Below are 13,778 nucleotides of genomic sequence, written 5' to 3'. Positions count from 1 at the left end.
CCGTTCACGGGGGAAGGTGCCGAAGGCGGATGGGGGCAAGCTCGTCTCCACCCACCCACACCCCACCTTTGCTAGATTCAAAACCATTCCCCCCATCAGGCACAGGACGCATGACCACTCTTCCCGTCGACGCGCACGATCCGGCGGCTGCCGGCGACAACCGACTGGTCGTGGCCATTTCCTCGCGTGCGTTGTTCGACCTCGGCGACAGCCACTCGCTGTTCGAACGCGACGGGCTGGATGCTTATCGCAACTTCCAGATCGAGCACGAGAACGAGATCCTGCAGCCCGGCGTGGCGTTTCCGCTGGTACAGAAACTGTTGGGGCTCAACAAGCTGGCCGGTGACGTGCCGCCGGTCGAGGTGATCCTGCTGTCGCGCAATTCCGGCGACACCGGTTTGCGCATTTTCAACGCGATACAGCATTACAAACTGGAGATCAGCCGCGCGGCCTTTACCAGCGGCGCGCCGACGTCGGATTACATCGCGCCGTTCAAGGCGGATCTGTTTCTTTCCGCCAATGCCGAAGACGTCGGCCGCGCGCTCGCCGCCGGTGTAGCCGCCGCCACCATCCTGCCCAGCACCGCGCCGCCGCGCGCCAGCGAGCAGTTGCGTATCGCGTTCGATGGCGATGCCGTGCTGTTTGGCGATGAGGGCGAACGCGTGTCGCGCGAGGAAGGGTTGGAAGCGTTCCATCGTAGCGAGGCCGAGCATGCCGCCGAGCCGCTTTCGGTGGGCCCGTTTCGCGGCTTTCTCACCGCGCTGCACCGCTTGCAGGCGGCGTTTCCCGCCGAAGACTCACCGATCCGCACGGCATTGGTCACGGCCCGTTCCGCGCCCGCGCACAAGCGCGTCATCCTCACCCTGCGCCGCTGGGGCGTGCGCATCGACGAGGCACTGTTCCTGGGGGGCCGCGACAAGGGGCCATTCCTGGATGCCTTCGGCGCCGACATCTTTTTCGACGATTCCCCGGCCAACGTGGAATCCGCGCGCATGCATGTGGCGACGGGGCATGTGCCCCACGGCGTTAGCAACCGGTGACGCAAGTCCATGGCGGCGGATGACGCCTGTCACTGGAGCGGCCAGGCGCGCGACTCTGCCGTATGCGCACGGTCGTGAACGGAGAGATGAGCATGCGTGCGAAAAGCAATACGAGCAGGCATCGGGTTGATCCCGGCCTTGATGGTGATCCACGGCATGCAGTGGAAGCCGCGGACTGAGGGCCGCGTCACACCACCCGCGTGCGCTTCCACCAGCGGGTGACCTTGTCCTCGCGTATGAAGGTGAACAGGCCGGCGCCAAGGATGATGGCAATGCCGACCGCCATGGGCCAATCCAGCTGGTCGCCGAACAGCACGTAGCCCAGCAGCACGGCCCACAGCATCTGGCTGTACTGGGTGGGTGCCACGTGATTCGCCGGCGCCCGGCGCGTGGCCAGCATCAGCAACACCGCGCCGAGTGCGGCAAGCAGGCCGTAGCCGAGCAGCAACAGCCATTGGTCCAGGTGCGGCCAGCTAAAGTTGGTCAGCATCAGCATGCCGGCGAGCGTCGTCGAGCCGATCACGCCGGCGCCGTACAACGTGATGCGTTTTTCGTGCGGCCCGGACAGGCGCAGGGCAATCATCGAGATGGCACCGGCAAGGCCGCAGACAAGCGCGGCAAGATGGCCGGCGCCGAGTTCGCGGAAGCCCGGCCGCAGCACCACCAGTACACCGAGGAAGCCAGCCACTACCGCCGACCAGCGGCGCCAGCCGACGTGTTCCTTCAGCACCAGCACCGACAGGATGGTGACGAAGATCGGCATCAGGAAGATCAGTGCGAAGGCCTCGGCCATCGGCAGCGCGGTGAACGCGATCACGGCGGCGGTGGTGCCGATGGCGCTGGCGACTGCGCGCACGACCCACAAACCCTGGCGTTGCGCGAGCAGAACCTCGCTCCAGCGGTCGCCCTCTCCCTTGATGAAGGGCAGTGCGCTCAGGCCCAGCAAGGCGCCGAAAAATACCGCTTCATAAGCAGGCAGCGAGCCGTGCAAGAGCTTCACGAACGCGTCGCTCAGCGCGAAGGCGGCAAAGGCCAGAAAACCGAGCAGGATGCCTTTGAACATGGGTATCCGAAGAGGGGCAGGGAAGCTTCGATCGCAGCATGCATGCTGCGCGATGAGCGGGGCGCGACGATTGTCCCACGGCCCTGCCGCTGCGCCTATCGCCGATGCTGCAGCTTGCCATGACCGCTCCGGGTGGCCGGACTAGAATGCGGAGCTTGCCTTGACCTACGGACTCCATTGCATGGCTACCCGTCTCGACCCGCTCGATCTGTACGATGTTCGTTCGCTGCTCACCGACGAGGAGCGCCTGGTGCAGGACTCCGTCGGCCGTTTCGTCGACGAACGCGTGTTGCCGATCATCGGCGACTGCTTCGACCAGGGCCGCTTCCCGAAGGAGCTGATCCCGGAGATCGCCGGCCTCGGCCTGCTTGGCGCCACCATCCCGGAGGAATACGGCGGCGCCGGCATGAACGGCGTCAGCTATGGCCTGATCTGCCAGGAGCTGGAACGCGGCGATTCGGGCCTGCGCAGTTTTGCGTCGGTGCAGAGCTCGCTGTGCATGTACCCGATCTTCGCCTACGGCAGCGAGGAGCAGAAGAAGCATTACCTGCCGCCGATGGCTGCTGGCGAGGTGATCGGCTGTTTCGGCCTGACCGAACCGCACGGCGGCTCCGATCCGGCCAACATGAAGACCAACGCGAAGAAGGATGGCGGCGACTGGGTCATCAACGGCGCCAAGATGTGGATCACCAACGGCAACCTGGCGCACATCGCGATCGTGTGGGCGCAGACCGAGGACGGCATCCAGGGCTTCGTGGTGCCGACCGACACGGCCGGCTTCAAGGCGCAGGAAATCCACAAGAAGATGAGCCTGCGCGCCTCGGTCACCAGCGCGTTGTTCTTCGACAACGTGCGCGTGCCGGACAGCGCGCGCCTGCCCAACGTGAAAGGCTTGAAGGGTCCGCTGGGCTGCCTCACGCAGGCGCGCTACGGCATCACCTGGGGCCCGATCGGCGCCGCACAGGCCTGCCTCAAGGAAGTGCTCGACTACACCGCCCAGCGCATCCTGTTCGGCAAGCCGCTGGCGTCCAATCAGGCGGTGCAGCTGAAGCTGGCCGACATGGCCCGGCGCATCACCACCGCGCAGCTGCTGTCGCTGCAGCTCGGCCGGCTGAAGGACGCGGGCAAGATGCAGCCGACCCAGGTGTCGCTAGCGAAATGGAACAACTGTCGCATGGCCATCGACATCGCACGCCAATGCCGCGACATCCTCGGCGGTGCCGGCATCACCACCGAACATTCGGCCATCCGTCACGCGTTGAACCTGGAGTCGGTGATTACCTATGAGGGCACCGAGACGGTGCACGAATTGGTGGTGGGCCGCGAACTGACTGGCATCAATGCGTTCTGATTTGTTGGCGCTTCTTCCGAAGGCCGGGCGAGGGTAGCGAAGGCATGACACATTTTGGTCCGACGCTGGAAACCGACCGCTTGATCCTGCGCCCGCCGTGTGCCGAGGATTTCGACGGCTTTGCGGAGTTGCAGGGCGACGCCGATGCGAGCCGGTTCATTGGCGGGCCGGTGACGCGGGCGGAGGCATGGCGGCGCTTTTTGTGGCAACCGGGCGCCTGGTTCGTGCAGGGCTTCGGCATGTTCGGCGTGATCGAGAAGGACAGCGGCCTGTGGATGGGCCAGATCGGCCCATGGAAACCGGAGGGTTGGCCGGGCAACGAGATCGGCTACGCCTTTCATCCGCGCGCCTGGGGCAAGGGCTATGCCACCGAAGCCGGTGTTGCCGCCATCGACTGGGCGCTGGACACGCTCGGTTGGGACGACATCATCCATTGCATCGACCCCGGCAATGTCGCCTCGCAGAACGTAGCGAAGCGCCTGGGCTCGACGATGAAAGGCCAGGGCAAACTGCCTCCTCCGTACCAGGATATGACGATGGATATCTGGGGCCAGAGTCGCGAACAATGGCGTCGGCGCCGCGCATGAGCCACCTCACGCCCGCGCTCTATGCCACCCTCGCCGAAATCGTGCCCGACCTGCATGTGCATTGCGTCGATCCTTGGTGCCTGATCGGCAGCACGGCGGCCCTGCTGCTCGGTGCGCAGGCCAGCGTGGCGGACGTGGATGTGCTGACCTCGCGCGCCGATGCCGAGGCACTGATGACGCTTTGGGCGCCGCGACGCGAGCCCGCGTTCACCCCGCCGGACAGCGATCGGTTCCGCTCGCACTTCGCCCACTTCCGCTTCCCCGGCGCGCCGGTCGAGGTGATGGGTGCGCTCGAACTTTTTGCCGATGGCGGTTGGCAACCGGTATGGCCAGACAAACTCGTGCTCATCGGTGTGGGCGGCGTGGCCGTGCCGGTGCCATCGATCGATGACCAGATTCGACTCTGCGAACGCTTTGGCCGCCAGAAAGATCTGAGCCGAAAGGCGGCGTTGCGCGCCTTGATGGCGCCATCTTTCAGCCTGCCAATGATGCCGCCGCATTGATCCATGCCGCGGCTGTCCAACCAACCCAAGACCATGCCATGACTGCCATCCCATTCGCCCTCGGTGCCCGCCACAAGAATTTCAACCGCGCCGAGGTCGTCGACCAGAATTTCATCGAGTTCGTGCAGCTGTGGCAGGGCGAAGTCCGCCATGCACCGCACGACGACGAAGCCGTGCTGCCCGGCAGTGCGCTGGACGTGCGCGGCTTCCGCGAACTGCTGGAATCGCAGCTGATCAGCCGCCACGTCGACCTGATGGCGCGCGTGCTGCGCGTGCAGAACAAGGTGTTCTACACGATCGGTTCGTCCGGCCACGAAGGCAATGCGATGGTGGCGCGGCTCACCCGCCACACCGATCCGGCGTTCCTGCATTACCGCTCCGGTGCCTTCATGGCCGAGCGTTTCCGCAAGATTCCCGGCATGGATCCAGTTGTCGATTCGGCGCTGAGCTTCGCCGCCAGCAAGGACGATCCGGCCTCCGGCGGCCGCCACAAGGTATGGGGCAGCAAGCCGTTGTGGGTGCTGCCGCAGACCTCGACGATCGCCTCGCACCTGCCCAAGGCGCTGGGCACGGCGGTGGCGATCGAGCAGGCGCGGCGCATCGGCCATCAGCTGCTGATCCCCGGCGACAGCATCGCCATCTGCTCGTTCGGCGACGCCTCCAGCAACCATGCCACCGCACAGACCGCGTTCAACGCGGCGGCGTGGACGGCGTACCAGAAGCTGCCCGCGCCGGTGCTGTTTGTGTGCGAGGACAACGGCATCGGCATCTCGGTGAAAACACCCTCCGGCTGGATCGCGAACAACTACCAGCATCGCGCCAACCTCGACTATTTCTTCGCCGACGGCCTCGACCTGGCCGAAGGCTACGCTCAGGTGCAGCGCGCGGTGGAACATTGCCGCACGACGCGCCGGCCGACTTTCCTGCACCTGAAAACCACCCGGGTGATGGGCCACGCCGGTACCGACTTCGAGATCGAGTGGCGCAGCATCGAGGAGCTTTTCGCGGTCGAGTGCTCCGATCCGCTGCTGCGCTCGGCCGGTATCGCGCTGGAGTCTGGCCTGTATTCGAAGGACGACCTGCTGAATCTGTACGAGGCCACCCGCAAGCGCTGCTTCGCCGCCGCCGAGGACGCGGATTCGCGCCATCGGCTGACTTCGCTGGACGACGTGATGACGCCGCTGGCGCCGTACACGCCGGCGGCGGTGAAGGCCGAGGCCGCGCGCGCCGACTACGCCGAGAAGCGCCTCGCGGTATTCGGCGGCGAGGCGAAGCTGCCGGAGAGCCTGCCGCCGCGGCACCTGGCGATCCAGATCGGCCAGGCCTTGCACGACCTGCTGGCGAAATATCCCGAGGCGCTGCTGTTCGGCGAGGACGTGGCGCAGAAGGGCGGCGTGTACACCGTCACCAAGGGTCTGAACAAGACCTTCAAGGGCAGCCGCGTGTTCAACACGCTGCTCGATGAAACCATGATCCTTGGCCTGGCCCAGGGCTACGCCAACTTAGGGCTGCTGCCGCTGCCGGAGATCCAGTACCTGGCGTATTTCCACAATGCCTGCGATCAGATCCGTGGCGAGGCGGCGTCGCTGCAGTTCTTCTCCAACGGCCAATACCGCAACCCGATGGTGATGCGCGTCGCCTCGCTGGGTTACCAGAAGGGTTTCGGCGGCCACTTCCACAACGACAATTCGATCACCGCGCTGCGCGACATTCCCGGCCTCGTGGTCGGGTGCCCCAGCCGCGGTGACGATGCGGCGACGATGCTGCGCACGCTGATGGCGCTGGCGAAGGTGGACGGTCGCGTGTGCGCCTTCCTCGAACCGATCGCGCTGTACATGACCAAGGACCTGTACGAGGCCGGCGACGGCCAGTGGCAGTTTGACTATCCCTCGCCCGACCAGGCGATGACGCTGGGCGAGGGCCGCATCTACAACGAGGTGGCCAACGACCTGGTGGTGTTCACCTTCGGCAACGGCGTGCCGATGGCGCTGCGCGCCGCGCGCACGATCGAAGCGGAGCTGAAGTGGAAGGTGCGCGTGGTCGACCTGCGCTGGCTGGCGCCGCTCAACGACGCCTTCATCGCGGCGCAGGCATCGAGCGCCAAACGCATCCTGGTGCTGGACGAGGGCCGCAAGAGCGCCGGTGTGGGCGAGGGCGTGATCACCGCGATCGTCGAAGGCGGCTGCGGCGCCACACCGTTGCGCCGGGTCGTGGGCGCCGACACCTTCACGCCGCTGGCGAGTGCCGCCCTGCTGGTTTTGCCGGGTGTGGACGATGTGGTGGCGGCCGCCCGCGACCTGGCGTAATCGAGCCAGAGGCTTCAGCAGACGTCAACGTGGGCGCCAGCGGCGAAAGCCTGTTATCGGCCATTTCCATCGATGATATGCAACCGCGGACGCGCCGAGTGTGGCGTGGCGACACGATGCAGGAAGGTGCGGTTGCGGCCACCCAGCTTGGCCTTGTACATGGCCTGGTCGGCACGATCCACCAGTGACGCAACGGTGTCGCCGTCGACGCGCATGGCGATGCCGATGCTGATCGTGAGCCGCTGTTCTCCCTCGTCCACCGGAATCTCCAGCCGGTGCACGCGGCGGCACAGCCGGGTGGCCACCTGCATCGCTTGCGCCACCGTGGCACCGGTCAGCAGGACCACGAATTCCTCGCCGCCATAGCGGCCGAAAACGTCGGTGGGTCGCAGCTCCGTTTCAAGCGCTGCCGCCACCGCCGTCAGCGCATGGTCACCCGCGCTGTGGCCGTGGTGGTCGTTGAGCTGCTTGAAATGATCCAGGTCCAGGAACAGGGCGGCCAGTGATTGCGGGGGATCGCCGGCCAGCGCCTTCTCGGCGCGCTCGATCCATGCACGGCGGTTGAAGGCATTGGTCAGCATGTCGCGTTCGGCCAGTACGCGCACGGTGTCGCGGTCGCGGCGCAGCACCAGTGCACGGTCGGCCAGGCCCAGCGACAACACGATGGCCTCGAACGCACCTACGCCAAGCGCAGCCTGGTTGATCCAGCCCAGACTGGACAGCGCGCCATTCATCTGTGCGCTGCTGATCGCCGTAAGTGCCAGCAACGGTACCCAACCGACCAGGAAAAACCACGCATGCCTGGAACCGCGCGCGGCGGCGATGATGGCGGCGATGGACAGCAAGGTGGCACCCAGCAACAGCAGCGGATTGAGCAGCAATGACATCCTCTGCTGGAGCAGCTCGACGCGGCTACCTTGCATGACGACCAGCGCCGCCATGCAGACGGCCAGCCCGCCGATGAGAACACGCAGCAGCGGTGCATAGCGCTGCAATTCGCAGAACCGCACCATGAACAGCGAAGCGAATGCCACCGAGGCGGCGGTGGCTATGGCTTCGAGCGCGGGTGTTATCCCGTCCAGCCAATGCCACTCCAGCGGATGAAACAGGAAGCCGCTCTGCGCGGCCTGTATCAGCGCATAGCAGAGGATGTAGCCCGCGTACCAGGCGTAGGTGACGTCGCGCAGCATCAGCGAAAAACACAGTGCCATCAGCACCATCGCCAGCATCACGGCGAAACACGCGGTGGCGAAAACCAGCCAGTTGGCGTCCTTCTGCAGATATTCGCCCCACGGCTGCAGATCGAACCGTACGGGTGCGGCGACGGCGGCCGTGGGTTCGAACTTCAGCACGATCGGCATGGAGGGCGGTTGTGTTGTCGGCACGTACCACGCCAGCCGCCCGTGGCCATGGATCGGTGTCGAAAAATCCCTGCGCGACAAGGGGGCGGCGACGTCGGTTGCTGCGGGATAGACGGAAATGACGCCGGCCGGCGGCGGGTAAATCGCCAGCACCCTTTCTTCATCTATCCAGGGAGGCTGCGGGGCAAGCACGACCCAACTGCCAAGGTTGCTGCGCGGGAACTGCTGCAGCATGGCGGGATCGAAGCGGGTCAGCGTGCCGTCGTGAAAATCCTGCAGTACCTGTTGCGGCGTATCGCCCGCATGCACCGTGCGCCACGCGCCATCCAGTGGCGTGGCGGCGCGGACAATGCCAATCGACAGCAGGCTCAGCATCAGACAGCCGAGCCACGGGAGGTGGCAAAAAGCGCTGATTGTTTTCGACCTAGCCATCGACCGTTCCTTGAACGTTGACTTCCCCTCACCTGACTATGCGTATTCCTTGCAGCAAGTCCGTCATGCCCGGAGCATGCGCTTTGGCGTCTCTCCATTGTTGCACGGGGCGGGGCGGCAAGAAAGCCTGAAAAATCAGTGTGATCCGTGAGGTTGGCAAAGCAATCGGCGTGCCATGGGGGCGTTTCGGCCCGAACCGGGCGTCATCACGGTGCCTGACACGGAGGAACCTATACTGGTCGGCGCATCAAACTGGACCTCAACCTCTCGGAGCCAAACACATGGGCAAGATCAAGGTAGCGGTATTCGTCGGCAGCCTGCGCAAGGCATCCATCAATCGCCGGTTGGCGCTCGCCGTGGAGCGGCTGGCGCCTGAGGGGGTGGAGTTCGAGCACATCCGAATCGACAACTTGCCCCTCTACAACCAGGATTTCGACGGCGATTACCCGGCCGAGTGCCAGCGCCTGAAACACCAGGTGGAGGCCGCCGACGCGCTGCTGTTCGTTACCCCCGAATACAACCGCTCGGTGCCCGGCGTGCTGAAGAACGCGCTTGATATCGGGTCCCGACCCTGGGGCACCAACTCGTTCGCAGGCAAGCCGGGGGCGGTGATCGGCGCCTCGATCGGCGCGGTGGGCAGCGCCATGGCGCAGCAGCATCTGCGCAACACGCTGGCCTATCTGGACGTGTCAACGCTGGCGCAACCCGAGGTTTTCGTGCATTTCAAGGACGATACCTTGATCGATGAGAAGGGCCACGTCAGCAACGACGGCACCGAAAAATTCCTGCAGGGTTTCGTCGACCGTTACGTGGCATGGGTGCGCCGGCACCTGGTCTGAGCGTCGCAACGGCTGCAGCCGCCTGGTCATGGCGCCAGACGACGCGGTTTTGGGATGCCGGAAAACCCCGTAATGAAGGGAATCAGGCGGCGTTCGCCTGATCTCCCATCTCGGCCGGTGCGTCCGATCGCAGTTTCGCCTTGAGGTTTTCGGCCAGGCGCAGGCTCAACGCGACGATCGTGAGTGTCGGAAACGCCCAGCCGCCGGTCGGGAACACGGAACTGCCGGCCACGTGCAGGTTGCCTACGCCATGCACCTTGCCATGACGATCGACCACGCCCCTCTTCGGGTCGTCCGCCATCCGCGTGGTGCCCAGGTGATGGGCGGTGGTGTACATCGGCGGTACCTGGCTGCCGTCGCGCAACCAGGCCTCCGGCTCGAAGCGCCCCCCGCACGCACGAGCCACGTTCTGGCCGAACATTTCCGTCGCGACGCGGTAGGTATGGAGGTCGAGCTCGGTGAGCCGCCAATCCACGCAGATCTTCCGCAGACCCAGGGCATCCCGGTCATCGCAAAGCATCACCCGGCTCTGGGGATTCGGCGCCTGCTCGAAAAAGCCGACGAGATCGACATGATCGCTTTCCACGCTGGGACGATCGTTCAACTTGTTCACAAACGCCCGCAGGATATCGACGGCGCCGATACCGGTACGCAACGCCAGCATCGCGGACGAGGCGTCGGACGGCTGCACCATTCTCGGGCGGTGGTTCAAGGCAGTGCAGAGTCGCTCCTCCACCGTCGGCTCGCCCCCGGTACGGCGCCAGCTGGCACGCAGTTGCCGCAAGGCCTGCAAGCCACGGGGTACCGTTCTTTCCACCGGAAACGCGTGAACGCGTGCGTTCAACAGCTTGCGGACACGCTGCGCCTCATCGGAGAGCGTGATCTCCGGATAGGAGGGGACATCTCCCTCGCCCAGGTCACGGTCATACGGTCGTAGAACCTGATCGCCACCCACGCCGAAAATCGCGCCTAGCCTGCTACTGGGGTGGTCCATGAAATAGCGGCCGACCACATCGTGGTCGTTGCCGAGTCCATTGGGTGCCACGGCATTGGAAAGCAGCAGCGCTCGCGCGTTCTCCAGGCCACCACAAGCCAAGACGTAGTGGCGCGCGCGAACCATGCTGCGGCGTCCGGCGATCGAGCCGATAGCGGCGCTTTGCACGGCGCTGCCACCGGGCGAGGCCCGCAATTCCAGCAGGTTCGCGTGCAGCAGCACCCGGATATTCGGCGCGCGCTCCAGTTCGCCGCGATAGGCGTCGCTGAAGATCACGGGGGTGCTGACGAATGTTCGATTGACCAGCCCGCTGGCTTCGTCGAACGCGATGGGCGGACGTGGCGATGATTGGAGAAACGAACCCGATTCGAAGGCCTTCTCGCCAATGCCGCAGAACTTCTGCGCCCGGCGGTAATGTGGTTCGAGCTCGGCGTAGGAAATGGGCCAGCCGCTGTGCGGTACCCAATCACGCGCGGCCAGGTCGAGTTCGGCCAGTGGAATGCAGCCGCCGCCCCAGAGATTGCAGCTTCCGCCGAACGCCCGCATGCGTGATGTCGACGCGTCGAACGGCAATGGTCCAATGGACGAACCTTCATACAGCGCCTGCGTTTCATGCTCCCCAGCAAGGCCGCCACCTTCGATGAGACAGACATTCACCGACGTCCCCACGAACGACTGCGCAATGGCGATGCCTGCCGGTCCCGCGCCGATGACGCAAAGATCAGCTTCGATATCTGCGGTAGACAAACCATCCTGGTAGTCGACTATCACTCGCGGATCTCCCTGACGCACGGTTATGTGCCGCCGTCCCTGCTGCCCCCAGCGGCGGAAGTATATGCAAGTTTCCCGACGGGATTGTATAGGCCGTTGGCCCGGTGGTTCGAGCGCTCCGTCGTCAGCAGGGATTCGGCGGAAGACGTTGATGCACGGCGCTTGCGGCGATTGCCGCGTGGCCCACTGCCACGCTGATCTGGTTGAGCCCGCTGACCACGTCACCGATGGCGTACAGGCCATCCACGCTGGTGTGCATCCGCTTGTCCACGTGCAGCTCGCCGACGTCATTGAATCGTGCACCCAGCGCGCGAGCCAGCCCGGATTGCACGTCGGCGCCCAGCACCGGATAAAGCGTGTCCAGGTACAACGGTTCGCCATGGGCGAAATCGGCACGACAACCCTTGTCGGAAAGCGACAAGCGCATGGGTGCGGGATACACGGCGATGCCGATGCGCTCGGCGCGCTCGCGCCATGCGCTGTCGACGGCGCCGGATCTGTCCATCATCAGGGCGACGACCCGGCGCGAAAACGTACGCAGGTATTCGGCGTGATCGAGTACGACGGCCGCTGGGGCAAGTACGCCGATCACCTCGTCGCGTGCTTCGTAGCCATCGCAAACCGCGCAAAGGCGCACCACGCCACGGTGGATGGCGTCCTCGACATTCGCCATGTCGGGCACTCGATCCACCACGCCGGTAGCGAGGATCAGATGGGGCGCGCGCCATTCGCGTTGTCCGTCGCTGGCCACGAAAACGGCATCCCGCCTCAGCAGCGTTTTCACCCGCGTCTGCGTGATCGGCGCACCGTATTCCTGCGCATGCGCGCGGTAGCGTGCCAGCAATGCGTTGCCGGCCACGCCAAAGGGAAAGCCCGGGCAATTGTGGCTGGCCGGAATCCAGCGGGCGCGGCTATGCCCGTCGTCCAGCACCACGATGCGGCGGCGGAACCGGGCCAGATAGGTCGCTGCCGTAAGCCCCGCCGGGCCGGCACCGATGATCAGGCAATCGTGGAGGTCGTCGGCGTGGGTCATGAAGCCGCCCTTGGAGAAAGGCCCCAAGCTTGCCCGCCCACCGTGAATGCCGCGTCAGGCACGCACGCGCAACATCCTTCGAACCACGCGGTCACGGCCCGTCGACCGCAACCGCATTACAAGGGGGACGCTTGCATCCCGCAGGCTTTCCGGAGACAGGGCATGGATCACAATCGCGTGGACGGCACGAAGCATCAGGTCAAGGGCGCCGTGAAGCAAACCGTCGGCAAGGTCACGGGCGACAAGCTGAAAGAAGCGGCCGGTGCCGTGGAAAAACATGCCGGCAAATTCCAGAAGGAGGTAGGCAAGGCCACGGATAACGCCGAGCGCGAGGCGGATCGCCGCCACTAGCGGGCGCGGGTGGCGGCCATTGCGTCGACGGTCGCGGCCACCCGTCCCAGGTACGGAGGATCGACGATGGCGAGCGCGGATTCGGCGCGCCAGCGCATGGTGCGGCGGCAACTGGTTGGCCGCGGACTGCGTGCGCCGCAGGTGCAGCCCACCGCGATGCGTGAGGGCATGCCGGAGACTTATCCTTTCGGGCTGTGAGCGGTCCGCCTGGATGCGGCGGTCTTGCGTGCCGGCGCCTTGCGTCGTGCCGGCATGTCCAGCGTGATCCAGGTCGGCGCGTGATCGCTGGGGTGGGGCAGGTCGCGTACCCAGCGATCGACGTTGGCGTCTTTCAGGCGCGGCGCCAGGTTCGCGTTCAGCAGCAGGTGGTCGATGCGCAAGCCCGCGTTGCGGGGCCAGTGCTGGCGGAAATAATCCCAGAACGTGTAGATGCGTTCGTCCGGATGGCGTGTGCGCAGCGCATCGGTCCAGCCTTGCGCCAGCAGCCGCGCGTAGCAGGCGCGGCTTTCCGGCTGCAGCAAGGCATCCTTGCGCCATGAGCGGGGGTTGTAGATGTCTTCGTCGGTGGGCACCACATTGAAATCGCCCGCCAGGACCACCGGGTGGCCACTCGTGTACAGCCGCGCCGCATGCGTGATCAGCCGCTCGAACCACGCCAGCTTGTAATCGAATTTCGGCCCCGGCTGCGGGTTGCCGTTGGGCAGGTACAGGCAGCCGACCACCACGCCATGAGCCGCCGCTTCCAGATAGCGGCTTTGCCGGTCGGCGGAATCGCCCGGCAGGCCGCGCCGGCTTTCGACCGGCTCGGCGCCGCGGGCGAGAATGGCCACCCCATTCCACGAGACCTGGCCCTGCCACAGGGCGCCGTAGCCGGCGGCACGAATGGCCTCGATGGGAAAGGCATCGTCCGGCGCCTTGAGCTCCTGCAGGCAGACGATGTCGGGCGCTTCGCGCTCCAGCCATGCCAGCAGGATCGGCAAACGCGAACGGATGCCGTTGATGTTGAACGTGGCGAGCTTGAGCGGGGGCACGTACGGCTCCATCCGGTGGGCACCCGGGAATCCTAGCCGGCACCCACGTGTCGGGCGGGTGAGCAAGGCCGGCTGGATACCTTCACTTTTTCGGTACCGGTGTTGTAGTTCGCTGC

At 65.4% G+C, this 13,778-nt stretch carries 13 protein-coding genes; 7 read left to right on the top strand and 6 right to left on the bottom strand.

All coding sequences use genetic code 11. From position 1 onward, the window contains the following. Positions 1-110: 110 nt before the first annotated feature. Positions 111-1,040 (top strand): 5'-nucleotidase, encoded by a 930-nt coding sequence (locus UU9_RS07185; RefSeq protein ID WP_007081072.1) that lies wholly within the window; start codon positions 111-113, stop codon positions 1,038-1,040. 187 nt (positions 1,041-1,227) lie between these two features. On the opposite strand, the gene UU9_RS07180 is transcribed toward UU9_RS07185, so the two are convergent. After that, the gene (locus UU9_RS07180) at positions 1,228-2,103 is read right to left on the bottom strand and encodes a DMT family transporter (RefSeq protein WP_007081071.1); all 876 of its coding nucleotides are present in this window, start codon (positions 2,101-2,103) and stop codon (positions 1,228-1,230) included. Positions 2,104-2,284: 181 nt separating this feature from the next. Between UU9_RS07180 and UU9_RS07175 the strand changes: the two genes are divergently transcribed. Genes UU9_RS07175 through UU9_RS07160 form a run of 4 tightly spaced genes read left to right on the top strand, consistent with a single transcriptional unit; the run spans position 2,285 to position 6,850 of the window. After that, entirely contained in the window at positions 2,285-3,454 is a 1,170-nt protein-coding gene (locus tag UU9_RS07175; protein WP_007081070.1) for an acyl-CoA dehydrogenase family protein, read from the top strand. 44 nt (positions 3,455-3,498) lie between these two features. Further along, on the top strand, positions 3,499-4,041 hold the full coding sequence (locus UU9_RS07170) for a GNAT family N-acetyltransferase (protein WP_007081069.1): 543 nt from the start codon (positions 3,499-3,501) through the stop codon (positions 4,039-4,041). Beyond that, positions 4,038-4,544 (top strand): nucleotidyltransferase family protein, encoded by a 507-nt coding sequence (locus UU9_RS07165; protein WP_193385293.1) that lies wholly within the window; start codon positions 4,038-4,040, stop codon positions 4,542-4,544. Before UU9_RS07170 ends, UU9_RS07165 begins: the two co-directional genes overlap by 4 nt. 38 nt (positions 4,545-4,582) lie before the next feature. Next, on the top strand, positions 4,583-6,850 hold the full coding sequence (locus tag UU9_RS07160; protein WP_007081067.1) for a thiamine pyrophosphate-dependent enzyme: 2,268 nt from the start codon (positions 4,583-4,585) through the stop codon (positions 6,848-6,850). 53 nt (positions 6,851-6,903) lie between these two features. Here UU9_RS07160 and UU9_RS07155 read toward each other — a convergent pair whose 3' ends face one another. Continuing rightward, complete coding sequence (locus UU9_RS07155; RefSeq protein ID WP_007081066.1) at positions 6,904-8,586, bottom strand: sensor domain-containing diguanylate cyclase; 1,683 nt, start codon at positions 8,584-8,586, stop codon at positions 6,904-6,906. Between the two features lie 338 nt (positions 8,587-8,924). Between UU9_RS07155 and UU9_RS07150 the strand changes: the two genes are divergently transcribed. Then, entirely contained in the window at positions 8,925-9,482 is a 558-nt protein-coding gene (locus tag UU9_RS07150; protein WP_007081065.1) for an NADPH-dependent FMN reductase, read from the top strand. Between the two features lie 82 nt (positions 9,483-9,564). Here UU9_RS07150 and UU9_RS07145 read toward each other — a convergent pair whose 3' ends face one another. Then, complete coding sequence (locus tag UU9_RS07145; protein ID WP_050982404.1) at positions 9,565-11,247, bottom strand: GMC oxidoreductase; 1,683 nt, start codon at positions 11,245-11,247, stop codon at positions 9,565-9,567. Positions 11,248-11,371: 124 nt separating this feature from the next. Then, a complete protein-coding gene (locus UU9_RS07140) occupies positions 11,372-12,280 on the bottom strand; it encodes an NAD(P)/FAD-dependent oxidoreductase (RefSeq protein WP_007081063.1) in 909 nt (302 codons plus the stop codon). 162 nt (positions 12,281-12,442) lie between these two features. On the opposite strand from UU9_RS07140, the gene UU9_RS07135 reads away from it, so the two are divergent. Next, on the top strand, positions 12,443-12,631 hold the full coding sequence (locus UU9_RS07135; RefSeq protein ID WP_007081062.1) for a CsbD family protein: 189 nt from the start codon (positions 12,443-12,445) through the stop codon (positions 12,629-12,631). Here UU9_RS07135 and UU9_RS17885 read toward each other — a convergent pair. Together UU9_RS17885 and xth are read right to left on the bottom strand one after the other, a co-directional pair. Then, positions 12,628-12,801 (bottom strand): hypothetical protein, encoded by a 174-nt coding sequence (locus UU9_RS17885; protein WP_156804220.1) that lies wholly within the window; start codon positions 12,799-12,801, stop codon positions 12,628-12,630. The two genes, UU9_RS07135 and UU9_RS17885, sit on opposite strands and share 4 nt — an antisense overlap. A 9-nt stretch (positions 12,802-12,810) precedes the next feature. Then, positions 12,811-13,662, bottom strand: coding sequence for an exodeoxyribonuclease III (gene xth, locus UU9_RS07130; RefSeq protein ID WP_050982412.1), 852 nt, complete (start codon positions 13,660-13,662; stop codon positions 12,811-12,813). Positions 13,663-13,778 lie beyond the last annotated feature (116 nt).

It is taken from the genome of Rhodanobacter fulvus Jip2, assembly GCF_000264315.1.
Taxonomy (GTDB): domain Bacteria; phylum Pseudomonadota; class Gammaproteobacteria; order Xanthomonadales; family Rhodanobacteraceae; genus Rhodanobacter; species Rhodanobacter fulvus.
This window is presented reverse-complemented; position numbering and strand designations above follow the sequence as displayed.